This window comes from Varibaculum cambriense DSM 15806, from assembly GCF_000420065.1.
Taxonomy (GTDB): Bacteria; Actinomycetota; Actinomycetes; order Actinomycetales; family Actinomycetaceae; genus Varibaculum; species Varibaculum cambriense.
Genome location: NZ_ATUF01000003.1, coordinates 61,064 through 87,224 on the forward strand (window position 1 = coordinate 61,064; position 26,161 = coordinate 87,224).

Sequence of the window (26,161 nt, forward strand, 5' to 3'; positions counted from 1 at the left end):
CTACGGTCTAGATGGGGGTAAAGGACATTCTTCCTAGTATCGTGAAAGCAGTAGAAAAAGGAAGCGAAAATGAATACAGCAGTTAAAAACTATGCCTTCTTAGGCCCGATAGGAACTTTCTGTCACCAGGCATTGCTGCAAGTAGCCCCCGAGGATGCCCGGTTATTCCCCTGTGCCGGAGAACGCCTAGCCATGGACATGGTACGGGATGGGAAAGCTGATCGGGCGGTGGTGCCAATCGAAAACTCGATTGAAGGAGGCGTGAGCGCCACCTTGGACTCTCTGGGGTGGGACAAACGCCTGCAAATCGTAGCGGAAATGATTGTCCCGGTAGGGTTCACCTTAGCGGTGCGCGAAGGGACGCAGCTTTCCGATATTTCCCACATCGGCACCCATTCTCACGCCTGGGCGCAATGCCGCAACTGGGTGGCCGACCATCTGCCGGGGGCAGTTCATGTAGCCACCACTTCTACCGCGGAATCAGCGCGGATGCTTTCCGAGGGAGATGCGGGTTTCCAAGCGGTGCTAGCCTCGCGGGCAGCAGTAACGACCTATGGGCTTACGCCTCTTTACGAGGACGTAGCCGACAATCCGGGGGCAGTTACGCGTTTCGTGGAAGTAGCGAATCCCGGTCAGGTACCGCAAGCTTGCGGAGCAGATAAAACCACTATCCAAGTGCGTTTACCTAATGACTATCGCTCCGGGGCGCTCCTAGAGATGCTGCAACAATTTTCGGCGCGGGGAATCAACCTTAGCCGTATTGAGTCTCGTCCCCTGGCAGGACAACCGGGACGCTACGTTTTTAGTATCGACCTGGATGGACACGTGAGAGAAGAACGGGTGCAATCCGCGCTGCGCGGTCTTTATCGCATCAGTGAAGACTTACGTTTCCTAGGTTCCTATGCCCGCGCCGACCAGGTAAGAAATGACCATGCTCCGCGCACCGGGGATAGTGATTTCCAGCGCGCCCAGGGCTGGGTGGATTCGATTTTGCGCAAATAAGTTAAAAGTATAGGCAGATAGGAGCCGAATATAGCGGGGAGCCTCCTAGGGGACGCGTACCACTACCGCTCCGCTATCTAAAGAAGCAGAAATCTCTCGATAGCTGCCTACGGTATCGCCATCGACCTGAATCATCCGGGGTTCGCCGTGCACCTTGGCGCTGGCTGTCCGGGTGCGGATCACATCGGTTTTCGATACCAATCCGGCAGTGAGTTTTTTGACCCCTAAACTATCGCGAAATACTCCGCTGATTACCTCTAAAAACCCAATTAAGCCGCCGCGGACACTCAGCATTAATACTTCTAACCAGCCATCATGCGGGTTAGCCTCCGGCAAGAGCGGAATCCCACCCACCAGTTCCCCGCAGGAGGCAAATAGCAGGGTATTGACTTTGCGGGTGCGTGAATGGGACTGTCCCCCAAACGCAACGTCCATAGTGATCGGAGGTTTATTCGAGGCCGCGATTCCAGAAACCACATAGGCGCCCCACCCGATCGACTCCTTGAGTTTGTTAGACACTCGGCTCATAACCTCGGCGTCATAGCCAATCCCCGCCATGACCAGAAAAGGAAACTCCGCTCCGGTTTCAGTTTGCAGATGCCCCAAATCCACCCCGGTGTTTTTCCCGGTAAAGGCAATCTCGCAGGCGCGGGGAAGAGAATTAATGGGAATGTTGAGGTTGCGGGCTAAAAGATTCCCGGTACCCAGGGGCAAAATCCCGAGCGGAATCCGGCTTTCGGCCAAGGTAGCCGCGATAATCCGTAAAGTACCGTCCCCACCGGCAGAAATAACCAGTCCTGCTTCTTGTCGGATCGCTTCTTTAGCTTGGCTAGCTCCTAAAGACTCCGGGTCGGTTTCTAAGAAAATCGGCTCCTCGTACCCGGTAGATTGGGCACGCTGGGTAACGATGCGGCGGAATTCATTCGGATCCGCAATCTTCATGGGGTTATAAATGACCACCACCCGTTTTGAAGATTCATTGCTGCAGGTAGTGGCAGGAGCAGAAAATCCTTGTTTTATCGCAAGTTTCATCGCCCGGGTGGCAATCCGGCGGGCATTAACCGCCCAGGACAGAGCGATACCTCCTAAAGCCAGCGCCACGATTACCAGAATCCAGAGCACAGTGGTCATAGCAGCTAGTTTAGAACATTTGTAGTGAGCTCTGGGCTAGCAGGTATTTAGGACAGAAGCGACGGCTAGCAAGTGCCAAATCCCGCCGAGATCGGGGGTTCCAGGTGTTCGCCAGGAAAGGCAAGATGAGAAGCGATGCTCGGTGACGATATGATAAAAACATGATTGATATTCGTCAGCTGCGTGAGGATCCGCAGCCCGCTAAAGATTCCCTAATTGCCCGCGGGGATGACCCCGCCCGGATCGATGAGGTACTGGCCGCTGATGGGCTCCGACTGAAAAAACAGCAAGATTTTGAATCCATGCGCGCGGAGCAAAAAGCGCTTTCAAAGAGCATTGGGCGAGCCGACCCCAGTGAGCGGGCAGCGGTGCTAGCCCAAGCCAAAGAGCTGGCAGCAAAAGTTAAAGAGGCTGAGGCTGAAGCGGGAGCAGCTTCCGCTAAAGCCCAGGAGTTGTTGGCGGCACTGCCGAATATCATTATTCCCGGGATTCCCGCGGGCGGCGAGGACGACTACGAAGTTATTGCCCACCGCGGCTCAAAGATTCGCGATTTTGCTGCCGCGGGCATCAAGGTGCGTGATCACCTGGAAATCGGGGAGATGCTGCAAGCAATCGACGTTAAGCGGGGTGCTAAAGTATCTGGTTCCCGCTTCTACTATCTACGAGGGATCGGGGCGCGCCTGGAACTGGCGCTGCTCACTTGCGCCTGGGATTTGGCAGAGCAGCACGGATTCATCCCTATGACTACCCCCACGATGGTCACTCCCGATACGATGCGGGGAACCGGATTCCTAACTGAACATTCCGAAGAAATCTATTACCTACCTGCCGATGATCTCTACCTAGTAGGTACCTCAGAGGTTGCCCTCGGGGGATACCACGGCGGAGAAATCCTGGAGCTAGGGGAAGAACCTCTACGTTATTCTGGCTGGTCAGCATGTTATCGGCGGGAAGCCGGGTCGCACGGTAAAGATGTACGCGGGATTATTCGGGTGCATCAGTTCAACAAGGTAGAGATGTTTTCTTACTGCCGACCCGAAGTGTCGCAGGATGAGCACCAGCGTCTGCTGGCTTTAGAAGAAGAAATGTTGGCAAAGGTGGAGTTGCCCTATCGAGTAATCGATACCGCCGCTGGAGATTTGGGTACTTCTGCGGCCCGCAAGTTCGATTGTGAAGCTTGGCTACCCAGCCAAGAACGCTACTTAGAGCTAACTTCCACCTCTAATTGCACCACCTATCAGGCACGTCGCCTGGGGATTCGTTACCGGGACGAGAACGGAAAAACTCAGCCGGTTGCTACTTTGAACGGCACTTTAGCGTGTACCCGCTGGCTGGTTGCTATCTTGGAAAATCATCAGCAGGCAGATGGTTCAGTGTATGTTCCCCAGGCGCTGCGTCCCTATTTGGGAGGAAAAGAAGTACTAGAGCCAGTACCGAACGCCTAAATCTGAGCGCAAAGCATGAAAAGATTAGGCTAGGGCGCCCTCGGGTATCCCGAAATAGTTACTAAAGGGACGGAGAGAATCGATGGCTGATTACCTGCAGTATCCTCAGGGAGATTATGTGCCCAAAGTGGTTGAGCGCGCTCTCGAAAGCTACCGAGGCTACGGGGAAGATATTGCTACTGCTGCGATAGTGCCAGAAAATAGCCGTGCCCGCGTGCAATTTGTAGCCCTCCAGGATGGTCGGATCTGCGGTATCCCCGTTGCTCGCGAAGTACTAAAGCAAGTGCTCGGGGACTATGAACTGCACTTACGGATTGCCGATGGCACCACGGTAACTGCGGGAACTCCGGTTTTGGAGCTCAGTGGTGATACTCGCGGTCTATTGGAAGCCAGGGATCTTTGCCTCTGGTTCTTATCGCATCTGTCGGGGATTGCTACAAAGACCGCGCAATGGGCTCAGGCGCTCTCGCAGACAAAACTGGTGGTAAGGGATACGCTTTCGGTTACTCCTGACTTAGGTGAGCTTGAAAAATATGCGGTTCGAGTCGGCGATGGGATGACTTCTCGCCTTGGCGTCGGTTCTTTCCCGCGGGTGACGGTGGAACATCTGAAACTGGGAACCGGTCTGGGAGACGTTATCAACCACGTGCGTACGGCGGCCCAGGGCAAACCGATTGAGGTAGAAATAGATCGGCTGCAAGACTTGGATCCTTTGCTAAAAATGCGGGTTGACCTGGTAGCTCTACAAGGATTCCCCCCGGAACAGGCAACCATGGCAGCTGATCACCGCCAGACGATTAATCCGGGAACCTTGTTGGAAGTCAGGGGAGATGTAAATCTGGAAGATGCCGGTGCTTATGGCGAGTCCGGAGTGGATTATTTGGCGGTACCCGCTTTAACTGACACGGTTACCCCCGTGCGTCACCAGATGAAGTTTGTCTAGTCTTTTACCTGCCCCAAAGAAAACATCAACAAAGGAGCTGAACAATGTTTTGGTTCGACTCAATCGAACACAACCGTTGGCTGTCTGGCTGTTTGCAGGACTTGCTGGATTACGGGCGTAAATCAGAGGTGAAAACGGGATTCGCCTGCCTAGATCGAAACGGCGAAGTCGACCTAGAGCAGCCGATTCAGTTGTATCTAACCGCCCGGATGGTACACGTGTTTTCTCTCGGGGTGTTGCTGGGGGTACCCGGATGTCGCCGCCTGGTAGAACACGGGATTCGCTGCCTTAACCAGTATTTCCGCGACCCTGAAAATGGCGGCTGGTTCGATGCTATTGAGCATGAACTTGACCAGGATGGAAAGGCGATCCCCTATAAAGGACGTGACGATAAACGTTCCTACTCTCACGCATTTTTACTGTTGGGAGCGGCCTCGGCAACTGCTGCGGATCGTATCGGTGCCCATGAACTGATGCAAGAAGCCATTCGGGATAATGATCTGCACTGGTGGGATCCGGAAGCGGGGATGGTCTGCGAAAGTTTCGATCGCGACTATTCTGTTTGCGAAGACTACCGGGGTCTGAACTCTAATATGCATATGGCAGAGGCATATATGCTGTTAGCTCAGGTTACTAATGACAGTAAGTGGATGGATCGCACGCTGCGGATTCTGGAGCGAGTTGCCCGGGTATCGCGCGAATACAATTGGCGAATCCCGGAGCATTATGACAGTCAGTGGCAGCCGCTACTGGGGTATAACCGGGAAAATCCGCAGGAAACTCACCGTGCATACGGATCTGATGTGGGTCACTCCTTCATGTTCTCGCGTCTGATGCTTGAGGCGCGGGCGATGCTGCAAATCAGTGGAAAAGAAGTTCCCGCATGGATGAATGAAGCTGCAACCGGAATATTTGAGCGGGCTCGAGAAGATGCCTGGAGGCGTGATGGGGCTCCCGGGTTTGCCTTCACCGTGGATTGGGAAGGCAAACCGGTGATCCGGGATCGTCAGGCCTGGGTACAGTTCGAGGCAATCGGAGCGGCAGTTACTTTGCTCCGGGTCGCTCAGCAAGAGGGATCCTTAGCAGAGGAAGTGGACCACTACGAACATTGCTATCGCGCCTGGCTAGATTTCGCCTATGAGCATTTTCTGGTGCGTGGTGGGCGGATCGTGCATCGGCTCTCCCCGGATAATCAGCCTCTGGATCTAGAGAATCAAAAACTGCGTGACAGTGTTTATCATGCGGTTCAGGCGGTACTGCTGCCCCGCTTGCCGTTGGCGCCCGCCTTTGCGACGGCTCTGGCGCAGGGGAAACTAGACAAGCCGCTGTCTGAGGAGCCCAGTCGGAAGAAAAGATTTGGCGGATTTTAGCTCTGGCGGTTAGCAACTGTAACATGGGGCTTGTCCTTACGCTTTAGCGTAGGCCAGGAGAGTTGTCCGAGTGGCCGAAGGAGACGGTCTTGAAAACCGTTATACCCGCAAGGGTATCAAGGGTTCGAATCCCTTACTCTCCGCCAATGCCCTCACTGGAAGTTGATTCTGGTGAGGGCATTTAGTCTTTTTACGGCATTAACGCCAAAGTTCCGCTGGGAAAATAAGATTACAGCTTATGCCACTCTATCGGCTGCGGCAGAGGGCGATGCGCAGAGGAATCGGGGCTGGTTAAAGCCGGCTTTAACGAAGGCTTCTAGTACGGATTGGGCAGTTGCCTCTAGCTGATCGCTGCGAACCAGGGCGATGACGCACCCCCCGAAGCCTCCTCCCGTCATCCTGGCGCCATAAGCACCGGCCTTCCGGGCTGCTTCCACCGCAACATCTAGTTCTTCGCAGGTAACTTCGTAGTCACGCCGTAAAGATTTGTGGGAGGCATCTAGCAACTTGCGCCATTGATCTAGATCCGCGCCCGCTTCTAAAAGCTCACACAACCGCTGGCAGCGAGCGATCTCGGTAAGTACATGGCGCACTCTGGAAACTTGCTCCGCATCCTCCAATTTATCTAACTGCGATTGCACCCAAGAGGGCGGATAGTCCGCGAATTCTAAGTCGGTGAGGTTATCGGAGGACGCAATCTTCTTCGGTACCAGCTCACCAAGTTCTTTTACCCCCAAAACCTGAGCCGCAGCTTCGCAGGCTGCGCGGCGTGCCCCGTATTGTCCGTCCGCAAGATCATGGGAAGTGCAGGTATCGATCACTAGTAGGGATAGGCCAAGCGCAGACAGATCAAAGGGATGCGAACGAGTTTGCCAGGTGGAGCAATCCAACTCCAGGACACGATCCTGTTCACAAAGCATAGAAGCAGATTGATCTAGGCCTCCGGTAGGGGCTCCCACATAGCGGTTCTCAGCTATTTTTCCGGCCTCTACCAGCAATTTCCTTCCCTCAAAGTTGTCTGACAGTCGCAACGAAGCAAGGTCATTAATGCCCACCGCGATTGCACATTCTAAAGCGGCGGAAGAAGACAGGCCGGCGCTTAAAGGAACGCTGGAAGCTATCGCTACTTCTAATCCCGGGACTTTCTGCGCGAGTTCTCGTGCCTTTTCATTTTGACCGCGATCATTGAGTACCTGCCGCAAACCTAAAATCACGCCCCCGACAAAAGCTCCGGGGCCACTAGCGGGATAGTTTTTTGCTAACTCAGAAAGGCTATGAACACTTAGCTGTGGGAAGTCTTCAGAAACAATTTTTAGTTGATCGTCTTCACGTACTCGTAGCGCCACATAGATAGCGTGGGGGAGGGCGAGGGGCAATGCCTTTCCACCGTTGTAATCGGTGTGTTCCCCGATTACGTTGACCCGACCGGGAGCGCGCCAGACTCCTACCGGCTTGGCTGTAAAAGTTTTCTCGAAAAGCTCTCTAGCTCGGCGTGCGCCCTCTTGCGGCTCATACGCGGCGATAAACTCCGGTTTCATGGTTGCGTTAGAACCTTTCTATTTAGCCTGGTGCCAACCATTCTACCTTGCAGTTAGTCCCCGCAGGGAGGGTTTCTAAAATAGCAAACGAGACAGGCGCTGCCGTGCCAATTTCACTGCCTCGGGGTTGCGAGAAAGGCGGAATAGCTCCAGAAGACGTTGCCGATATTCATCGCGCTCCTCGTCAACAGACTTTGCAATCAGGGACAGCAACAGATCAAAAGCTTGCGGTTCATTACCGGCTTGGAAAAAACGATCTGCCAATACCAGAGGATCGGAGTCGTCTTGTCCTTCCTCTGCCTGCAAACGCTGCGCTATGGAAACTTTGTCCACCAGTGCCTGATAACGGGAGGCTTCCTCAGGTGAGTTCCGTAGTAGCTTTTGCGCCTGTTCCATGGCCTTTGTGTATTCGCCTGCTTCGACCAACGCTTCTACCGCTTTTTCTTCTTCGGTTCGCGGATCTTCCTGCGCAGGGTCACCTTCCCCAGCCATGACGCCAGTCAGCCCCGCCTGTCCCGCAATCTGTAAGACCTGATCGATAAGCGGTTTAATCTGGGCTTTAGGCTGCGCCCCTTGGAAGAGCGGTGCCGGTCTACCCCCGATTAACGCCACCACCATGGGAATGGATTGTGCCCGGAATGCCTGCGCTAACTGCGGAGAATCATCCACATTGATTTTTACCAGCTGGAACCGTCCCTGATATTCACGGGCCAGTTCCTCGAGAATCGGGCCGAGCTGTTTGCAAGGTCCACACCAGGGAGCCCACAAATCAATAATTACCGGCACTTTAAGCGAAGTTTCGGCTACCTCTTCAAAAGTGTCATCGCCAGCGTCGCGAATAAAGGGGCCAGCAATTTTAGCGCCGCCGTCCTGGTTTAGTCCGTTTTCAGTATTAGCTGTAGCTTCGCTAGCGGCAGGATTACCCGCCGGTGCTGGTTGAGAATCCGCGGTATTTTTAGCAGCGAACTCGGAAAGATCTACTGCTCCATGTGTCTGTGCCAATCGAAACCTTCCTTACTTAGCGGCCGCCGTCAAAACCTCAGAAGCCGCGACTACCCGCACCTTGCCATCTTTGGTGCCCTTGGGGGGTATCTGCAGTAGCACGCAGATAACTCGGCTCCAGGAAGCTTTTTGCGTGACCTTGCCGTTGTCTAGCAGATTAACCACGTCACCGCTGAGGGTAACCGGCTTATCACTAGCTACGTCGGTTAGCTTAACTTCTTGAGTGTAGGTGGTCGCCACCAGTGCCCCATTTTTCGCGGGCAGATTAATCGCTAGGGTGTTGTTTTTAAAATCAGCAGGAGTGATGGTGGATGCCACCTTACCGGCATTACCCACTCCCTCGGTTAGTGCCTTCAATTCCGCGCGTTTCCCTTCCATCAGCGGATCTACGAACACTAGGTTGGCGTTTTTTGCCTTCGCATCAAATACGGTCTGAGCCCAAGTGCTGACCGCTACTTCCGGAGAAAGTAACAGGTTCGCATCACTAGCGAGATCTAAAGTTTTCGATCCGCGAGCCACTACGTCAGTTTCCGGCAAAGATGCCTTGGGGAGGAGCTGCATCCATTGCCATAGCTGATAGGGTCTAGTTGCCTGGTTTTGGCGGATTACTTCCACATATTTTGCCCCGTTGTTATCTGCTCCCGTCACGTTTAGTAAAGCGCGTGGCCACTTGTTTCCGGAGGTAACGGTAGTGATTTCCGAGGACGCAGGCAGCGCAGTGGGAAGTGCTTGGTTGTTCTTTTGATGCATCTGGTATTGCGCGGTGCGCATGGTCAGTGCTGGGCCGGCCACTCTGGGATTTAATACTCCGGCATCAAACTTGGCGTCTCCGGCCGCTAAAGCCGAGTTAACTGCCTTAAGGATGGGGTCTACCTGCTCCACTCGCAGAGCTGGATAAGTCTCGGTGGGGGTAGAGTTTGGCACCTCTTTACGCTGTGCGGCGCTAGTGCATCCTGCCAAGCTGGTTATTGCTAAACAGCTAGCTGCAGTGACGGACAATAGTACTCGCATTTTTCTCATCGGTTGCTACCTCCTTGGCTCTGGTCAAAGGTGGAATCGCCTTCGAAATCTGCCGTATCAGGACCATCGCCCAACCCGTCCAGGTCGAAATCATCGTCCTCGAACCATTCTTCCGCGCGGTCAGGAGCTGTCTCCGCTGGCGCTGCGGGGGGTTGGTAAGAGTCTGCCGGGTTGTAAGAGACCTCCGGTTGGTAGGACTGAGCTGGCTGCGGGGAGTCTGCCGGGTTGTAGGAAACTTCCGGGGTAGCTTCTGGGAGTGGAGAATAGGCTGCCGGCTGTGGGCTTTGCACCGGTCGCGGCAGCTCTGCCGCCGGCATGGTGGGAGCGGGAAGTTCATTAGTGGCTGGAACTTCTGGTGACAGCGAAGCCTCAGCTTCGGGATTGATGGCTTTTCCGTCGGCATCTGTACGAATTACCGGCACCAATCCAGTGGGGAATTTTACCCCCTCAACTTCGATAGTGGCCTCCCCACGTTCGCGGGCTTTGCGTAGTTCTGAACGCGAAGGAGGCTTAGAAACCGCATTGAGAGCCGGGATTTGTACGGTTTGCTCTCCTTGAGCTGCAGCTTCCTGGGCGCGCTGCTCGCGGCGTTTACGTATTTCTGCTTCTTCTTTAGCTGCCGCTTTAGCCAGACGATTAAGAAGTACAGCCACAATCGCGCCGATTAACACCAATAGCAGTCCGGCGATCAGCAGCGGCCAGAACCAGGGGGTAGAAACTGGCTGTTTCCACTGCAAAGTCAGCTGTACGTTCCCCTCCTCTGACCAAGCAATCAGAGACCATGCGCCCTCAGAACGATCCCAGGTTTCGCTGATGCGGCCGGTATCTACCTCTTTATATTTGACCCACATATCTTTCCCGGCAGCTTCTCCGGGTTGGCGGGGGTCAGCTTTGCCCCGGTGCGGTTTGGTCAATAGGGTAGTGTCATCTTTTTGTCCGGTAACTTCTACATAGTTTTGGTCAGCTGCCCAGGCAGTGACATCGGTCGAGCGGCCGATGGCTAAGGCTACTTTTCCTTGACCGGAGACGGTGATTTTGGTGGGGGAGTCGTAGAGTTCAAACATTCCCGGTCGGGTAATCGCCAAAGTTTGTTTTTGGCTATTACTAGGCAAAGATGCCGAGACCTGCGGAGTTGGTTTCCAAATGGTGGCGCTTGCTACTCCAGATAGCGCAACCAGAGCCCCCACGATTACTAGAAGTAGTGGAAGCCAATATCTACGTAAGAAAATGTTCACCAGTTTCCCCTCAAGTCGTAGCTGAACAACTATAACTACACTGTACTTTCTTTGCTGCGGTGATGCTTATACCCGGTTAGGGGTGTGACTAGGGTCAATTTTACCTTAACGTTTGGTTTCAGGCTTAAATAAGTGAAAGACTAGGCAGTGATACGGGGTTTCGCACTACTTGATTAATGGAATAAAATGTTCCGAGTAATGCCTAATCTCAGCGGCTCATCTTCAGGGAGGACCAGGTGGAAGAACAAACTGATTTCCCGATCGTAATGCGCGGTTATGATCGCGTTCAGGTCGATTTGCAGATTCAAACTTTGAATAACCAGATTACCGAGTTGCAGCAGAAGCTGGACACGGTTGATCAGCGCAATGTGGATTTGGGGGAACAACTCGCGGAAGCGCAAAAGCAGTTGCGTTCTTCTGATCGCAGTTCTTACACGGGGATCGGCGCGCGGATCGAGCAATTGCTGCGCAGCGCGGAAGAACAATCTACCGCGGTTATTAACAAGGCCAATGCTGAAGCCGAGCAGCTGATGGAGAAGACCCGCAAGAACGCTCAGGACATGTCCGAGCGGGCAGAAGCGGAAGCTGCCTCCCTGATTTCAGAGGCACGCCGGGAAGCTGAAGAACGTACCACTACCGCGGCCACCGAATCAGAAACAGTGTTGACCAATGCGCAGCATCGGGCAGACGAACTGGTAGCAGCGGCAGAACGGGAAGCCTCCTCGCTGCGGGCAGAGACGAACACCCAGGTTTCTGACTTGAAAGCAACCGTTGATCGGGAAACCGAATTGCAGCGTGCTCAGGCAGAAAAAGACTACGTGGAAATGCGGGTTAAGGCCGAGCAGGAAGCTTCCCAACTGCGCAATGACGCCACTGCAGAGGCGCAGGCACTGCGGGAATCCTCCTTGAGTGAAGCCACTAAGACTCGGGAAGAAGCCAAGGAACAGGCAGAAAAGACCTTGGCGGATGCGCGTACCCAGTCTGAAAGTATTTTGAAGGAAGCGCGGGAAAGCGCGGATACCATTCGTGCCGAGATCCAGCAGATGCGCCAAGAGGCCGAAACTGAGATCGCGGCCGCTCGTGCCGCCGCTCGCGAGGCCGATGCCCAGGCTCATGAGCAGTCTCGCTCCGAAACCTCCGCTATGGTGGCTGCCGCTAAGGCTCAGGTTGCCGATGCCGAGAAGCACTTGGGTGAAACTTTGCAGCGGGCAGAGCGCTTGCTAACCGATACTGATGCAGTGGTACGTCGCCGTCAGGAAGATGCGCGCCGCGCGGCTGAAGCCACCATTGCGGCCGCCGAGGGCGAAGCCGAGCAGGTGCGCGAAGCTGCCCGGATCGAAGCCCAGGCAGAGCGGGCTGCTGCGCAACGTACAGTGGAGCGTTTGGAACGGCAGCGCGAATCCATCGCCGCTTACCTCGAAGAAATGCGGGGCTTGCTGGGCTCGGAGACCGCTACTGGTCTCGAAGGCCTCACCCCCATGCAGCAGCTGCCGGCAGTACTAGCTCAGGCAACTGAAGAGGTAGAGAGTGAACAGCCGGCTCCGGTGGAACCGCCGGTATCTCCGGTAACCCCCGATGAAGAATCGGCGGCTACCGATCTGTTCACCAGCGAGGAACAGTAACTTCAATAAGCTCGTTTAACTAACTTTGGGCGCGTCTTTGGAATATCAAAGACGCGCCCAAAGTTTTTTGCAGCTGCGATCAGGTAATTGTTTGTCCGCTCTGGTTGCGGAAACTATTCCGGGGTGCCGCAGCTGTCGAAGATCTGGGTCGCTGCTAGTTCTTAAAAGAATGGACCGGGGCGGGGATGCGACCGCCGCGGGCAGCAAACTTTTCCGAAGAAAATGGAGATACCTCCATAACCGGTGCCCAACCTAGCAAGCCTCCAAAATTAGCTTGGTCGCCTACCCCTTTACCCGGCACCGGAATCACACGCACCGCGGTAGTTTTCCCGTTGGCAACCCCAATCGCGGCCTCATCGGCAATCAATCCGGTAATAGTGGCCGCAGGCGTGTCCCCGGGAATCGCAATCATATCCAGTCCCACTGAACAAATAGCCGTCATAGCTTCTAGCTTCGCCAGGTTCAAGGAGCCGCGCTGGACCGCTTGAATCATATTCGCATCCTCGGAAACTGGAATGAACGAACCAGACAGTCCCCCTACCAGGGAACAAGCCATTAGACCGCCCTTTTTAACCGCATCGTTTAGCAGCGCTAGTGCGGCAGTAGTGCCCGGCGCGCCCACAGTTTCTACCCCTAGCTCTTCTAAAATAGCGGCCACCGAATCTCCTACTGCCGGGGTAGGAGCCAGGGACAAATCTACAATCCCAAAATTTACCCCTAGGCGTTTAGCCACGGTTTGTCCCACCAGCTGTCCCATCCGGGTTATTTTGAAAGCTGATTTCTTAATAGCTTCTGCACATTCTTCAAAAGGTCGCCCGCGTACTCCCGCAAGCGCCCTCTCGATTACTCCCGGGCCGGAAATCCCTACGGATATTACCGCATCCGCTTGGTCAATCCCGTGGAAGGCACCGGCCATAAAGGGATTGTCTCCCACCGCATTGGCGAACACCACCAGTTTTGCTGCCCCGATACCGTCCTGATCAGCAGTTTTCTGCGCGGCAGCCAATATCTGCTGCCCCATTTTGGCGGTAGCGCTCATATTGATGCCGCTGCGGGTGGAACCAATATTGACTGAAGAACAAACAATGTCGGTAGTACTAAGCGCCTCGGGAATCGAGTCGATTAGTGTTAAATCGCTGCGGGTGGCACCGGCTTGCACCAACGCGGAATAGCCGCCTACAAAATCTACCCCTACGGCCTTACCTACTCGATCAAGCGTCTGGGCAAAGGGGAGGGGATCATCGGTGCGACAAGCCGCTGCCACCAGGGAGATTGGGGTTACCGAAAGTCGCTTGTTAATAATCGGCACCCCGAACTCACCCGCGACTTCCTCGGCAGTCGAAACCAAGCGGGAGGCGGCGCTTAAAATCCGTTCTTCAATCCGCTCGCAGGCTCGTTCGATATCGGCGTCAGCACAGTCCAGCAGGGAAAGCCCCAAAGTTACGGTGCGTACGTCGAGGTTGTCCTCGGCAATCATCTGTATGGTTTCCAGGATTTCCCCGGTGGTATCCACGCCCATGATTCTCCCTCGTGGTTACGGTGATTTGACTAGGTAAGCGGCAGGCAGATTTACAGTTTATGCATAGCGTTGAACAGTTCCTCGGCCTGCACTTTAATCACCAGCCGTTCGGCCTCCTCTACTGGAGCCATTGCCACCTGCACCTGCGCTAACCCGATCTGATTCTCGTCAAATTCTAGCTGCATAATCATCGTGAAATATTCATCCATCAACGTCTGGGAGACATTGGTGATATTCACCTGATTTTGGGCGAGCGCCTGGGAAACCGCCGCGATAATCCCGGTGTGGTCGATACCGGTAACCGTCATAATTGCTTTCACGTGCTTCAGCTTACGTTCTTTCCCGGCTATTTCGCGATTTCTTGACCCCGGTTTCTTCACTTCGGCACTCTTTGGTAATAATGGCGGAGTGACTTCTAGTTTGATTTTTTCGACCCTCGTGCAAGCGCTAGTGCTATTTGTAGCCACTAACATTGACCACTTGGCGTTACTAACTTTGTGGTTTGTCCACGGACAGAATCATCCGGGAACTACTGCGCGCATATGCGCCGGTCAATATGTAGGTTTCGGGGTAATCCTGGCAGCCACCATAGCCTTAAGCGCCATTTCTGGTTTGGTAATCCCGCAGGAATACCTGCGTTTCTTGGGGCTGATACCCCTGGCACTGGGGATAAAAGCGGCGATCGGAGAAATCCACGAGCGCTTGTCTGCAGAAGAGGATGACGACGAGGACGAGGGCGAGGCGCAACTAAAGGGGAAAAAGGTCAGTGTGGGTGCAGTTGCCCTGGTGACCATGGCTAATGGGGGTGATGAAATCGCAGCCTATCTGCCGGTTTTCGCCCTCTCTGCCTGGTGGCAAATCGCCCTGTTTTGCGCCGTATTCTTATTGCTTGCGGGGGTGCTCTTGGCGCTGGCCCGCTTGATTACCGGACGCTTGCATCTAGCAGAAGTCCTGGAACGCTTTGAAGCAATTATTTTTCCCAGCGTACTTATCTTGCTAGGAGTGCTAATCCTCGCCGATTGGCTCTAAGCATATTAAGGGCAGCGTCTACGGGGGCTGGTCGCTAAAAGTCATGATTACCTAAAGCGGGGGAGTAGATTTTATCCGAGTAGGCGCGGCGGGCATAAGAATTCGGAAAACGTCGCTACGTTTTCCGAATTCTTGGGCGGGAGGAAAAATCTACTCCCGCGCGAACAGACGCCGCTTTCTTTTAGGCACGTCTCCGCAGGCGCGTGATTAGCATGGCGATGCCCCATAGCGCCAGCGTGAAAACTACCTGCACTCCGATATTTACCCAGAACTGTGAGGCGGCGGCGCCGCTAAAGCTGGTCATTTCCGCTAACGCATTGTTGTTGTCAATGTAGTAGAAGGTGGGTAGCGCTCTCCCGATGGCGACTACTGCATCGGGCATTAGCTCCCGGGGAATAAACGCTCCACATAGGAAAGCACTGGCTAGGGCCACCACGTTTACGATGGCGCTGAGGGCTTCTTTGTTATTGGTAATTTTTGCCATTAAGAAACCTAAGGCTAGTACCGGCAGCCCAAATGCCACGATGTTAAGCGCATAAAGTCCCTGTCGGCCGGTATCAGCAATGCCGGGCAGCAGCAATCGTACTAAGAGCACATTGAGTGCCACCAGAAATGCTACAATCAGCGCGCATCCGGCTACTAGGCTCAGGTCAATCCGGAAGGGATGGGCGGGCGAAACCAGGGTACGTTTACGTACGTTTATTACCGAAAAGGCCGCCAGCACCATGGTAATTACATAGGTGGCACCGGCCATGAGGGTGTAGCTTCCAAAGTTATACAGGGCGGTAACGTTGTGGAGTGTTTTTTGATCTAAATGCGAAGTGAGCGTGACTTTACTATCCAGTTTCAGGCTAGAGTTTACCGCTTTGACCAGCTCGTCCTCGTCCGTTAAATACTGCCCATAGCCGGTAGCCAGCCGCAGGAAACGGCTTACTAATACCTCAGCAGAGGCACTCTCAGAACTGGCGCGAGATTTTACGTCTACCACCGGTTTTTCACCTTTGAGGATGGTAGTGGTGAAGTCGCGGGGCAGGTAAACGACGTAAGACAAAGTTTGGTAATAGAGGGCGTCGTCGATTTCGCGTTCGCTAGTGCCGGTGTCTGCTTTCTTGGTTTGCCCGGCCAAGTAGGAGTTAAAAGACCGAGTGAGGGCAGTATCGTTGCCGCGGTTGATAACCAAAACTGTAGGTTTGGAAGCGGTGAAATCACCGGAGGAGCCAGGGCTGGTCTGGAAAGCAGTCAGTCCCATGACCACCATGATGGTGGTAAAGAGAATAACGAAAGCAATATTGCGCAGCAGTACCTGCAGGAAACCTTTAAAGACTATCATAGCGTTGCTTCCTTAGGACGAACAGGGAGGCTCCCAGGAGCACTGCGGAAATAAGCAGTAGCAAGGTGACATCTTGCCAAAAACCATGGAACCCGGGGTGATAGTAGAGGTTATAGAAACCGTCCGTGATTAGGGCAGTGGGATTTAGTTTATTTACCAGGGGCACTTTTTGGTCTACTACGTAGCGCATGGTTCCGCCCATCATGCCGGCCAGTACCGCCCCCAACATGGTGACTGAAATCAAGACTCCAATTTTCATGTTTTCCCCGCCAGGCACGAGCGCGGAAATCGCTACCCCGAAGGACAATCCGACCAGGGCTCCCAGGGAAGTCAGCAGGAAGGTTAATGCCCAATTGGGGCCAAAATCGATATTGAACAGGACGTGGCACACTGCCACCAGTAAAATCAGTCCCACCAATTGCAGTAGGTAACTGGCAATAATCCCGGAAATAATCAGTTTGGCTTTGCTGGTCGGTGCCACCGCTACTCGTCTGCCGATTACCCCCAGGGGTGGCTGGGCATTATTCATCACTGTCATGGAGAACATCCCCCCATACAGGGCAGCCATAGCTAGCAGCGAGAAGAACTCTGCCATCAGCAAGTCCATAGATTTGGGGCTGCGGTCACGCAAAGTAAAATCACTCTTAGCGAGTTTGTCTTGAACCGAGGCCGCCACCTGGCCGGGATTAAACGCCGGAGGCTGGCCGGGCGGAATATTTTGAAAGTCAGGCGGAGAGTGAGCGCGAACGTTTGCCGCTATCTCTCGCTGCGTCAGTTGGCTGATCATAGCGGTGCGTTGAGCGATTTCGTCAAGAATCGCTTTCAAGATGGTTTGTTCCATCCCGTTGGAAGCCAGCGTCAAATGTGCTTTGGCATCCCGGCTGATACCTGTCTGCGAGGTTCCGGTAATCTCGACTACTCCGGAAACTTCCTCGTCCTCTAAAAGCTTTTTTCCTTCTTCTAGAGTCTTGACCATTCGCAGTTTCAATAGGGGTTGGTTTTTGGAGCTGACGGGGGAGGAGTCTTCTTTGCTTAAGTCATCGAAGGCGATTTTGAAGGTGCTGTCTTGGTAGACCTGGGAGTTTACTACCGCTATCGGCACGGTATCGAAGGCTTCTTTATTGACAATGTCGCCGAGTGCTCCTTTGAATAGCAGTCCCAGCAGGATGGGGAAGGCGAGTGTCCAAAAAACCAAGGTGCGGTTGGACAGCAGTAGCTTGAGGTTATATCTGATCAGGTGCCCCATAGCTAGTCTCGCAATTCCTTGCCGGTTAGCTGCAAGAAAACGTCATTTAGGGTGGGACGCTCCGAGTAAATGGACTCGTAGGATACCCTGGCCTCGCTCAATTGGGTGATGAGGGTGGAAACGTGGTTTTGTCCGTGTCGGTAAACTAGCTGGACTGTGCGATTTCGGGTGGTAACTGACTCAATTTGGGGATCGGATTCGAACTTTTCTTTAAGTTCTGGCGGCAGCTCCACCCCTTGCAGGGTAACTTTTTCTTCAATATCGGATAGCTGTTTCAGCTCGTTAATGGTGCCTTGCGCAATGATCTCCCCTTTGTCGAGGACGATGAGGCGGTCGCAAATCTGCTCGACTTCTTCCATATAGTGGGTGGTGTAAACCACGGTCGCGCCGCGGTCACGCAAAGTAACGATACCGTCCAGGATGTTATTGCGGCTTTGAGGGTCCACCGCCACGGTTGGCTCATCCAGGAAAATTAGCTCCGGTTGATGGGCGATACCGCACGCCAGGTTTAAGCGGCGCAAAAGGCCTCCGGAGAGCTGCTTAGGGCGAAACTTTAAGTAGTCTTGCAACCCCACCAACTGAACTGCCTCTGCAATCATGGCGGCGCGTTTGCGCTTGTCGGATAGGTACAGTCCGCAGAAATATTCCAGGTTTTGCGCCACGGTTAGCTCATCGAATACGGCTACGTCCTGGAATACCACCCCTAGACGCCGTTTAATGTCGAAGGCATCGGGGCGCATTTCTTTTCCGAAGATTTTCACGCTCCCGCTGCTAAAACGAAGCAGGGAGAGGATGCAGTTGATAGCGGTCGATTTTCCAGATCCATTCGGCCCTAGCAGCCCCAAGATTTCGCCCTGACGAACTTGAAAAGTCAGCTTATTGAGGGCGCGTAACTGCTGATAGTCCTTGGTTAGACCCGCTACTTCAATGATGTTGGTCACGACGGTTCTCGCGTTCTTGGGGTAGTTATTTTTAAGGCTATTCTAGCGTAGCTAATCAGAGGTAACCCCACAGTCGTGGCGTCGTTAATTAAGAATTAACTAAACGTTATTGGAGATTTTAAACGCCGACGCGGCTGAGGGAAGAAGCTATTTCCGTTCAAAAATTTTCGAGTCGGTTAAACTAGCTGAGAAAACTCCTAGGAAAGCTGGTGCGGTTATGGGGAAGAAACACGTAAAAACTAACGCCATGCGCATCCTCGAAAATGCGAGAATTGCGGCGCAAATGACGCAGGTTTCTTCGAAGGGGGAATTTTTGGATGCCCTCACGATTGCACAAGAGCTGGGGGTAGATCCGCAGTTAGTATTTAAAACTCTAGTTTTGGAAGGTGGACCGGGGGAACACTTTGTGGCGGTAGTGCCCGCTACTCACGAGTTAGATTTGAAAGCCACGGCCAGGTGTTTTGGGGTAAAACAGGTGGGGATGTTGCCCTTAAAAAAGTTAACCCCGCTCACCGGTTACTTAAAAGGAGCGTGTTCGCCTTTGGGAATGAAGAAAGATTTTCCCACGGTGATTGACGAATCCGCTTTCGCGCAAGAAAAGATTTACGTATCGGCCGGTAAACGCGGCTATCAGATTTTGGTGGCGGCTACTGATCTACAAAGGGTGATTGCGGCGCAGCGCGGGGATATTTCTCGCCCCTAAAGCACATAAGCCTCACAACTGCGGATGTTTTTGGTTGGTTTTTATCTTCCTGAAGAAACAGAGTAAAGTTTCGGGTATACGAAACTTATGTAAGGGACGCCCTTAAAAGCGGCTAAGGGAGATTATAAGTCTGGAGAGATGAGTAGTTTCCCCGATTTAGAAAGGTGAATCTGCGCAGATGGAAACGGAAATAGCCTCAGATTCTCAGGCTGTCGATGGCAAGGCGGCGGCCAAGAAAGGTTTGCTCCCGCTGCTAGGGCCGGCATTCGTAGCGGCAGTGGCCTATGTTGATCCCGGGAACGTCGCCGCGAATATCACTGCTGGCGCCCGCTACGGCTACCTGCTGGTATGGGTATTAGTACTGGCCAACCTGATGGCGGTGATCATTCAATATCAAAGCGCCAAACTAGGGCTAGTTACCGGGAAATCTTTACCCGAGATTTTGGGGGATCGGCTGCCCAAAGGCAAACGCATCATGTTTTGGATCCAAGCGGAGATTATCGCGGCCGCCACCGACTTGGCGGAGATCGTGGGGGGCGCAATCGCCCTGCAGCTGCTGTTTGGCTTACCGCTGCTCGCAGGGGGCTTTATCGTAGGCTGCGTGTCTTTAGCGCTGCTAATTTTCCAGAATGAACGCCGGCAAAAACAGTTCGAAACTATCGTGGTCGGTTTGCTAGTAATCATCACCGTAGGTTTCTTGTCGGGGCTGGTGATTAGCCCGCCCGATCCCGCGGGAATGCTGGGGGGATTGCTGCCCCGTTTTGCCGGTACCGACACCGTGCTAATTGCTGCCTCCATGCTGGGGGCAACGGTAATGCCGCACGCTATCTACCTGCATTCTTCGCTGGTAAATCACCGGTTCCCGGGACGCGGTTCTCGCGATATTCCCCACTTGCTACGAGCCTCCAAACATGACGTAGCCTATGCGCTAATAGTTGCGGGAGCGGTCAATATTGCGCTGCTTTTGCTGGCCGCTTCGGCGCTCGCTGGAAAGAGCGGCACCGACACTATCGAGGGCGCGCATGCCGCTATCGAAAATGCCCTGGGTAGTGGAATCGGAGTAATTTTTGCGATCGGCCTGCTAGCTTCCGGTCTCGCCTCCACCTCGGTAGGAGCCTATGCGGGTTCGGAAATCATGGGCGGGCTACTGCATGTGCGGGTACCACTATTTCTGCGCCGTCTGGTCACCCTAATTCCCGCGCTGCTGATTCTGTGGCTGTATCCCAATCCCACCTGGGCGTTAGTGGTTTCCCAGGTGGCGCTGTCTTTCGGGATTCCCCTAGCGGTAGTACCGCTCGCCGCCTATACCCGCAAGAAAGAGCTGATGGGTAGCTATACCGATAACCGGGCAATGCGGTGGACGATGGGTGTCATTGCGGGCATGATAATCGCCCTGAACCTGCTGCTGGTGGTGCTCACTTTCATGGGAGTTGACGTATAAACCGGTGCCTGCAAAGGGCTAGGGTATCCCCGGAAAGCTGCCTGCGTCCTCCTGGTTATTTTGTGCCGGGGAAACTTTAACCAAGATAATAAGGGTGCGTCCTCGAGAATTAAGCATTCTCGAGGACGCACTCTCTTAAAACCGTTAAACGGCTGAGTTATTAACTTAGTCTTCTTTAGGGCGCAACCACAGGCACCCCAGAGGCGGTACTCTTAGCTCTACCGAGTAGGGGCGGCCATTCCACTCCATATCTTCGGCAGTTACTTGCCCCAAGTTAGTAACTCCCGAGCCGCCATACTTGGCGTCATCAGTGTTAATAACTTCTTCCCACTCCCCGCCATCGGGTAGTCCCACCCGGTAGCCTTCGTGAGGATTACCTGCAAAGTTGCAGATACATACCATCTTGTGTTCGCGTCCATGATCATCACGGGACTTGCGCACATAAGAGATCACGTTATGTTCGGAATCGTTGGATTCAATCCATTCGAACCCGGTATGTTCGTCATCCCACAAGGCCGGATCGGTGGTGTAGATCTGGTTCAAGTCCCGTACCAGTGCCTGCACCCCCTGGTTGCGTTCATCATCGAGCAGGAACCAATCTAGGGAGCGATCCGCATCCCACTCGGCGCCTTGCGCGAACTCGCCGCCCATAAACAGGAGCTGCTTGCCCGGGTGAGACCATTGATAGGCGTATAGGGAACGCACCCCCGCCAGCTGCCGCCAGTAATCACCTGGCTGCTTGGCCAGAATTGAACCCTTGCCGTATACGACCTCATCGTGGGAGAGTGGCAAAATATAGTGCTCTGAGAATGCATACACCAGGGAGAACGTGAGTTCGCCGTGATGCCAGGAACGGTTTACCGGGTCTTCCCGCAGGTACCGCAAAGTGTCGTTCATCCAACCCATATTCCACTTCAAACCGAAGCCCAAGCCGCCGGCATCGGTAGGAGCAGTTACCCCCGGCCAAGCCGTGGACTCTTCCGCAATCATGCAGATGCCCGGATGCAGACGGTAACAGGTGGCGTTGGCTTCCTGTAGGAAAGAAATCGCTTCCAGATTTTCGCGTCCCCCGTATTGGTTGGGATGCCACTGGCCTTCCTCGCGGGAATAATCCAGGTAAAGCATGGAAGCCACCGCGTCGACCCGCAAACCATCAATATGGAATTCATCCAACCAGTAAAGGGCGTTGGCCACCAGGAAGTTCCGCACCTCGTTGCGACCAAAGTTGAAAATCAAGGTACCCCAATCGGGCTGTTCCCCGCGGGTGGGATCCGGATGCTCATAGAGTTTGGTGCCGTCAAAATCGGCCAGGGCAAACTGGTCTTTAGGGAAATGCCCGGGAACCCAGTCTAGGATTACCCCGATTCCCGCCTGGTGCAGCTTATCTACCAGGTAGCGGAAATCGTCGGGAGTGCCATAGCGGGAAGAGGGCGCGTAATATCCAGTCTGCTGGTAGCCCCAGGAACCATAGAAGGGATGCTCGGAAACTGGCATCATTTCTACGTGGGTAAAGCCCATGTCTTTGACATAGGTAACCAGATCATCAGCTAAATCCCGATAGTGGGTGTCATAAGACCAGGACCCAATATGCATCTCATAAACCGACATGGGGGAGTTGTGAGGATCGGTCTTTGCTCGCTTCTCCATCCACTCTTGGTCTTCCCACTGGTGGTGCTTATCGGTAACTACCGAGGCTGTCAGCGGGGGAATCTCGCAGGCGCGCGCCATCGGGTCGGCTTTTTGCTGCCAGCTACCGTCCGGTCTTAAAATTTCGAACTTGTAGCGAGCGCCGATTTCTACGTTAGGAATAAACAATTCCCAGATCCCGGAGGAACCCAGGGAACGCATCGAGGAGGTTTCCCCGTCCCAATAGTTAAAGTCACCTACTACCCGCACTGCCTGTGCGTTCGGCGCCCACACCGCAAAGGAGGCTCCCTTGGTTTGCCCCATTTCCGTGTCGTAGGTGCGCAGGTGAGCCCCTAGTACCTCCCAGAGTTTCTCGTGGCGCCCCTCGGAAATCAGGTAAAGGTCGAATTCACCTACAGTAGGCAGATAACGGTAGCCGTCATCTAGCTCCGTGGTTTCTTCCCCATAGGTGGTGCGCACCCGATAATCCGGGATTTCGGTGCCCTCCAGGACTGTCACCCAAATACCATCTTGCTCATGGGTTGCTGGGAAAGTGCCCTGGGGGGTGATGATCTCCACCGCATCTGCCAAGTGGGCGACGGTGCGGATAGTTACGGAATCTTCCCCCACATGGGTGCCGAGTACCGAATGGGGGTCAAAATACCGCCCATGGGCAACGTTAGCAAGGACGTCTGGATCTACAGGTACAGCTTTTGCGTTCATGTCTCTAGCGTGTCACGAATCGCCCAATAATTCTTTGGAATAGCGCCCCGATTTCCAGAATTTTCCCGCCCCGAGTTCCAAAATCATGCGTAACTTAATATCATCTGGTTCTATTTTTCGGGGCTGGCTGGGTAAAAGCACTCCGGGGACCCCGTGATCTGCTACGCAGGTCAAGCCCCTCTCGTATCTTTTACCGGCCGCGCCCCTAGTCGCATCGGGTTACCCTCTCAGCGCGGGGGATAGATTTTATCCGAGTGGGTGCGGTGGGCATAAGAATTCGGAAAACGCCGCTACGTTTTCCGAATTCTTGGGCGGGAGGAAAAATCTATCCCCCGCGCGTACCGATTATCCGTACGCATAGGCGGATATTACCCGGTGGAGTTACCAATCGAGGCTGAAGTATTGCACCTCTTGGAACTCTCTCATCCCTTCGCGGGCGCCCTCGCGGCCAATCCCAGATTGCTTGACCCCACCAAAGGGCGCGGCGGGATCGGATACTAGGCCGCGGTTTACTCCAATCATCCCCGCTTCGATTCTTTCCGCTAGATGCAGTGCCCAGTTCAGGTCACCGTAGACATAGGAGGCCAGCCCCATTTCGGTGCCGTTGACCATCTTAAGAAGTTCGTCCTCGTCAGAGTATTCCTTAATAGGAGCGAGGGGCCCGAAGATTTCGTTTTGTAGCAGGGGAGAGTCGGCGCGGGGCACTTCGATAACTGTGGGTGCCACGAAGTATCCGGCTAGATCCTGGGGGAGCGCTGCTTGCGCCCGGACTTTTGCTCCTTGGTTTAGGGCGGAGGAAAGTAGCTCGTTCATCCTTGTCTTTGCTTTTTCGTTAACTACCGTGCCAATTTCGGTTTCTGGATCTAGTCCCGCGCCCACTTTTAAAGCCGTTACTCGCTGGCAAAGTTTTTGCGTAAATTCTTCTTTAATATCTTTGTGCAGGTAGATGCGGTTAGCAGCGGTACAGGCTTGGCCACCGTTGCGGAACTTGGCAACCATTAGTCCCTCAACAGCGGCATCTACGTCGGCGGTGGCTCCGACTACGAAGGCGGCATTTCCACCCAGTTCCATAGCGGTGTTGACTACTCGGGGAGCGGCGAGCCCTAGTAGGGTGCGTCCCACCGGGGTGGAGCCGGTGAAGGACACTAGGCGTACCCGGGGATCTGATAGCCAAGTATTGGAAATTTCGGCAGAGTGGCGCGAAGGTACCAGGTTTACTACCCCGTCTGGTACGCCGGCCTCTTTTAGGATGCGCATAATGGCGAGGGCGGTTAAGGGGGTTTCGGAGGCCGGTTTTAGTACTACCGCGTTGCCGGCGGCGAGGGCGGGTGCGATTTTTCGGGTTGCCATGGCGGCCGGGAAGTTCCAGGGAGTGATCAGCGCGCATACCCCGACCGGGCGGGCAGTGACCAGGGTGCGCGAGCCGCCTGCGGGTGGAATCGCATAATCGCCGTCAGAGCGGACAGCTTCTTCGGAGAACCAGCGGAAAAACTCGGCAGCATAGGAGGCTTCGCCCAGTGAATCGGTATAGGCTTTACCGTTTTCCCAGCTCATTAAGCTAGCGAGTTCCTTGGAGGAAGCGATCATCAGCTCCCAGGCGCGGCGCAGGATCTCGGCACGTTCGCGGGGGGTGCGCGTTGCCCACCCGGGTTGAGCGCTGGCTGCAGCATCGAGAGCAGCGCTGGCATCGGCGGTGGTGCCCGAGCTCACTTCGGTAATAGGGGAGGCGGTGGCGGGATCTATTACCGGGAAAGTTTCCCCGCTAGTAGCTGGTCTTGCCGAGTTGTTAATCCAAATGGCTTTTTCCGGTTTCAAGTCTGCTACGTACTGCGTTAATTCCTTGCTATCCATAACCTCTTATTCTCGTTTCATTTTAAATACCGCTTGTTCTGCGTGCTCGCGCACATTCTATATTCCTACTATCAGAGGTGGCAGGAAAGTATCTCCCCCGAGCGGTAGGCCCGCTCGGGGGAGATAACAGATCACCTCAACGGGCAGATTTCTGCCACTAGGCAGCGATCACGGGTAGAGACCGCGCCGTTTGTGAGCCTGCAAGACGCGCTCCACCGCCAATACGGTAGCTGCGACCCGCAAGGTAACGCCCTTTTCTTCGGCGTAGGCTTCTACATCTTTCCAGGCGGCGGTAATCCGCTGTTCCTCTTCCTTTTGTACCCGCTCTAGCGGCCAGAAGAAGTTGTCGCGTCCTTGTACCCATTCGTAGTAGGACACGATTACCCCACCGGAGTTAGCCAGAATGTCGGGAACAATCATCACTCCTTTTTCGTTCAAAATCTTGTCGGCGGCGGAATCGGTGGGACCATTCGCGCCTTCCACAATGATCTTGGCTTTCACATCAGGAGCATTGTCCTTGGTGAACACGCCTTCAATGGCGGCCGGTACCACTACGTCTACGTCCAGCAGTAGCAGCTGGGCGGCGTCCATGGGTTCGGCACCGGGGAAGCCTACGACTTTGCCTTTTTCGTCAACGTATTCGCCCAGAGCCTTGGTGTCGATACCATCGGCGTTGTAGATGGCACCGAAGATATCGGAGATGGCGACTACTTTGCCGCCCCGGCGCTGCGCGATTTCGGCAGCTCCGCGTCCTACTTTACCGAAGCCTTGGACTGCCAGGGTTGCCTCTTCAAACTTGATACCCTTTTTCTTCAGGGCGGCTTCTACCATGATTACTACGCCCAAGGAGGTAGCTTCCGCGCGTCCTAGAGATCCGCCCAGGGAAACCGGTTTACCAGTACAAATGCCGGGCACCGTATAGCCTTGGAACTGCGAATAGGTATCCATGATCCAGGCCATGGTCTGTTCGTTAGTTCCCACGTCCGGGGCGGGCACATCCTTTTCCGGCCCGATAATCGGCAGAATCTCGGAAATGTAGCGGCGAGTTACCCGCTCTAGCTCGGCTTGGGAATACTTGCTGGGGTCAATGGTGACCCCGCCTTTAGCTCCGCCGTAGGGTAGATTCACTAGGGCGCATTTCCAGGTCATCCACATGGATAGGGCGCGAACTTCGTCAATATCGACGTGTTCGTTGTAACGGATGCCGCCTTTGGCCGGTCCGCGCGTCAAGTTGTGTTGTACCCGGTATCCGTGCAGCACCTCATGGGTGCCGTCATCGCGACGAATCGGAATCGAAACGCTCATTTCGCGGCGCGGCGAAGCGAGCATATCGTAGTCCCCTTCGGAAAAACCCAGGATTTTCTGGGCTTCCCGCAGCTGACTCTTCGCGTCCTCATAGGGATTCGGTTTGTAATCCTCGGACATATATTTTGATCTCCTTTAA

At 54.2% G+C, this 26,161-nt stretch carries 21 protein-coding genes and 1 tRNA gene; 9 read left to right on the forward strand and 13 right to left on the reverse strand.

The annotated features are described in order from the left end of the window. Positions 1-69: 69 nt before the first annotated feature. On the forward strand, positions 70-1,002 hold the full coding sequence (gene pheA, locus F605_RS0105445; protein WP_022864884.1) for a prephenate dehydratase: 933 nt from the start codon (positions 70-72) through the stop codon (positions 1,000-1,002). Positions 1,003-1,047: 45 nt separating this feature from the next. On the opposite strand, the gene F605_RS0105450 is transcribed toward pheA, so the two are convergent. After that, positions 1,048-2,133, reverse strand: a complete 1,086-nt coding sequence (locus F605_RS0105450) for a diacylglycerol/lipid kinase family protein (RefSeq protein ID WP_022864885.1) — start codon at positions 2,131-2,133, stop codon at positions 1,048-1,050. Positions 2,134-2,294: 161 nt separating this feature from the next. On the opposite strand from F605_RS0105450, the gene serS reads away from it, so the two are divergent. The 4 genes from serS (at position 2,295) to F605_RS0105470 (ending at position 6,037) form a co-directional block, all read left to right on the forward strand. Continuing rightward, the gene (gene serS / locus F605_RS0105455; protein ID WP_022864886.1) at positions 2,295-3,578 is read left to right on the forward strand and encodes a serine--tRNA ligase; all 1,284 of its coding nucleotides are present in this window, start codon (positions 2,295-2,297) and stop codon (positions 3,576-3,578) included. 82 nt (positions 3,579-3,660) lie between these two features. After that, positions 3,661-4,521, forward strand: coding sequence for a nicotinate-nucleotide diphosphorylase (locus tag F605_RS0105460; protein WP_022864887.1), 861 nt, complete (start codon positions 3,661-3,663; stop codon positions 4,519-4,521). Between the two features lie 44 nt (positions 4,522-4,565). Further along, positions 4,566-5,891, forward strand: coding sequence for an AGE family epimerase/isomerase (locus tag F605_RS0105465; RefSeq protein WP_022864888.1), 1,326 nt, complete (start codon positions 4,566-4,568; stop codon positions 5,889-5,891). 56 nt (positions 5,892-5,947) lie between these two features. Next, positions 5,948-6,037 (forward strand) — tRNA-Ser (locus F605_RS0105470). Between the two features lie 90 nt (positions 6,038-6,127). Here the strand turns inward: F605_RS0105470 and galK are convergent. From galK to F605_RS0105490, 4 genes are all read right to left on the reverse strand, one after another. Beyond that, positions 6,128-7,429 carry a galactokinase gene (gene galK, locus F605_RS0105475; RefSeq protein ID WP_022864889.1) on the reverse strand — a complete coding sequence of 434 codons (1,302 nt, stop codon included), beginning with the start codon at positions 7,427-7,429 and terminating at the stop codon, positions 6,128-6,130. Positions 7,430-7,504: 75 nt separating this feature from the next. Further along, positions 7,505-8,431, reverse strand: a complete 927-nt coding sequence (locus F605_RS0105480; protein WP_022864890.1) for a tetratricopeptide repeat protein — start codon at positions 8,429-8,431, stop codon at positions 7,505-7,507. 12 nt (positions 8,432-8,443) lie between these two features. Continuing rightward, the gene (locus F605_RS0105485; RefSeq protein WP_022864891.1) at positions 8,444-9,451 is read right to left on the reverse strand and encodes a hypothetical protein; all 1,008 of its coding nucleotides are present in this window, start codon (positions 9,449-9,451) and stop codon (positions 8,444-8,446) included. After that, the gene (locus tag F605_RS0105490; RefSeq protein ID WP_022864892.1) at positions 9,448-10,686 is read right to left on the reverse strand and encodes a hypothetical protein; all 1,239 of its coding nucleotides are present in this window, start codon (positions 10,684-10,686) and stop codon (positions 9,448-9,450) included. The genes F605_RS0105485 and F605_RS0105490 overlap by 4 nt, the downstream gene beginning before the upstream one ends. A 266-nt stretch (positions 10,687-10,952) precedes the next feature. On the opposite strand from F605_RS0105490, the gene F605_RS10075 reads away from it, so the two are divergent. Further along, complete coding sequence (locus F605_RS10075; RefSeq protein WP_308409712.1) at positions 10,953-12,308, forward strand: coiled-coil domain-containing protein; 1,356 nt, start codon at positions 10,953-10,955, stop codon at positions 12,306-12,308. A 154-nt stretch (positions 12,309-12,462) separates the two neighbouring features. Here the strand turns inward: F605_RS10075 and F605_RS0105500 are convergent, their stop codons facing one another. Together F605_RS0105500 and F605_RS0105505 are read right to left on the reverse strand one after the other, a co-directional pair. After that, the gene (locus F605_RS0105500; RefSeq protein WP_022864894.1) at positions 12,463-13,827 is read right to left on the reverse strand and encodes a PFL family protein; all 1,365 of its coding nucleotides are present in this window, start codon (positions 13,825-13,827) and stop codon (positions 12,463-12,465) included. A gap of 50 nt (positions 13,828-13,877) precedes the next feature. After that, positions 13,878-14,207, reverse strand: coding sequence for an ACT domain-containing protein (locus tag F605_RS0105505; RefSeq protein WP_022864895.1), 330 nt, complete (start codon positions 14,205-14,207; stop codon positions 13,878-13,880). Between the two features lie 28 nt (positions 14,208-14,235). On the opposite strand from F605_RS0105505, the gene F605_RS0105510 reads away from it, so the two are divergent. Continuing rightward, positions 14,236-14,856: a cadmium resistance transporter gene (locus F605_RS0105510; RefSeq protein WP_022864896.1), complete on the forward strand. Its 621-nt coding sequence runs from the start codon at positions 14,236-14,238 to the stop codon at positions 14,854-14,856. 181 nt (positions 14,857-15,037) lie between these two features. Here F605_RS0105510 and F605_RS0105515 read toward each other — a convergent pair whose 3' ends face one another. From F605_RS0105515 to F605_RS0105525, 3 genes are read right to left on the reverse strand one after another with little or no spacing between them, the layout of a single operon-like run. Continuing rightward, positions 15,038-16,186 carry an ABC transporter permease gene (locus tag F605_RS0105515; RefSeq protein ID WP_022864897.1) on the reverse strand — a complete coding sequence of 383 codons (1,149 nt, stop codon included), beginning with the start codon at positions 16,184-16,186 and terminating at the stop codon, positions 15,038-15,040. Then, entirely contained in the window at positions 16,173-17,432 is a 1,260-nt protein-coding gene (locus F605_RS0105520; protein ID WP_022864898.1) for an ABC transporter permease, read from the reverse strand. Before F605_RS0105520 ends, F605_RS0105515 begins: the two co-directional genes overlap by 14 nt. Positions 17,433-17,434: 2 nt before the next feature. Further along, entirely contained in the window at positions 17,435-18,373 is a 939-nt protein-coding gene (locus F605_RS0105525) for an ABC transporter ATP-binding protein (RefSeq protein WP_022864899.1), read from the reverse strand. 217 nt (positions 18,374-18,590) lie between these two features. Between F605_RS0105525 and ybaK the strand changes: the two genes are divergently transcribed. Together ybaK and F605_RS0105535 are read left to right on the forward strand one after the other, a co-directional pair. Further along, on the forward strand, positions 18,591-19,076 hold the full coding sequence (gene ybaK, locus F605_RS0105530; RefSeq protein ID WP_027723631.1) for a Cys-tRNA(Pro) deacylase: 486 nt from the start codon (positions 18,591-18,593) through the stop codon (positions 19,074-19,076). A 178-nt stretch (positions 19,077-19,254) separates the two neighbouring features. After that, the gene (locus tag F605_RS0105535) at positions 19,255-20,517 is read left to right on the forward strand and encodes an Nramp family divalent metal transporter (protein ID WP_022864901.1); all 1,263 of its coding nucleotides are present in this window, start codon (positions 19,255-19,257) and stop codon (positions 20,515-20,517) included. Positions 20,518-20,682: 165 nt separating this feature from the next. On the opposite strand, the gene glgB is transcribed toward F605_RS0105535, so the two are convergent. The 3 genes from glgB to F605_RS0105555 form a co-directional block, all read right to left on the reverse strand. Next, positions 20,683-22,866 carry a 1,4-alpha-glucan branching protein GlgB gene (gene glgB / locus F605_RS0105540; protein ID WP_022864902.1) on the reverse strand — a complete coding sequence of 728 codons (2,184 nt, stop codon included), beginning with the start codon at positions 22,864-22,866 and terminating at the stop codon, positions 20,683-20,685. 381 nt (positions 22,867-23,247) lie between these two features. Further along, positions 23,248-24,717: an NAD-dependent succinate-semialdehyde dehydrogenase gene (locus F605_RS0105550; protein ID WP_022864904.1), complete on the reverse strand. Its 1,470-nt coding sequence runs from the start codon at positions 24,715-24,717 to the stop codon at positions 23,248-23,250. A 168-nt stretch (positions 24,718-24,885) separates the two neighbouring features. Further along, positions 24,886-26,142, reverse strand: coding sequence for a Glu/Leu/Phe/Val family dehydrogenase (locus F605_RS0105555; protein ID WP_022864905.1), 1,257 nt, complete (start codon positions 26,140-26,142; stop codon positions 24,886-24,888). Positions 26,143-26,161: the final 19 nt, after the last annotated feature.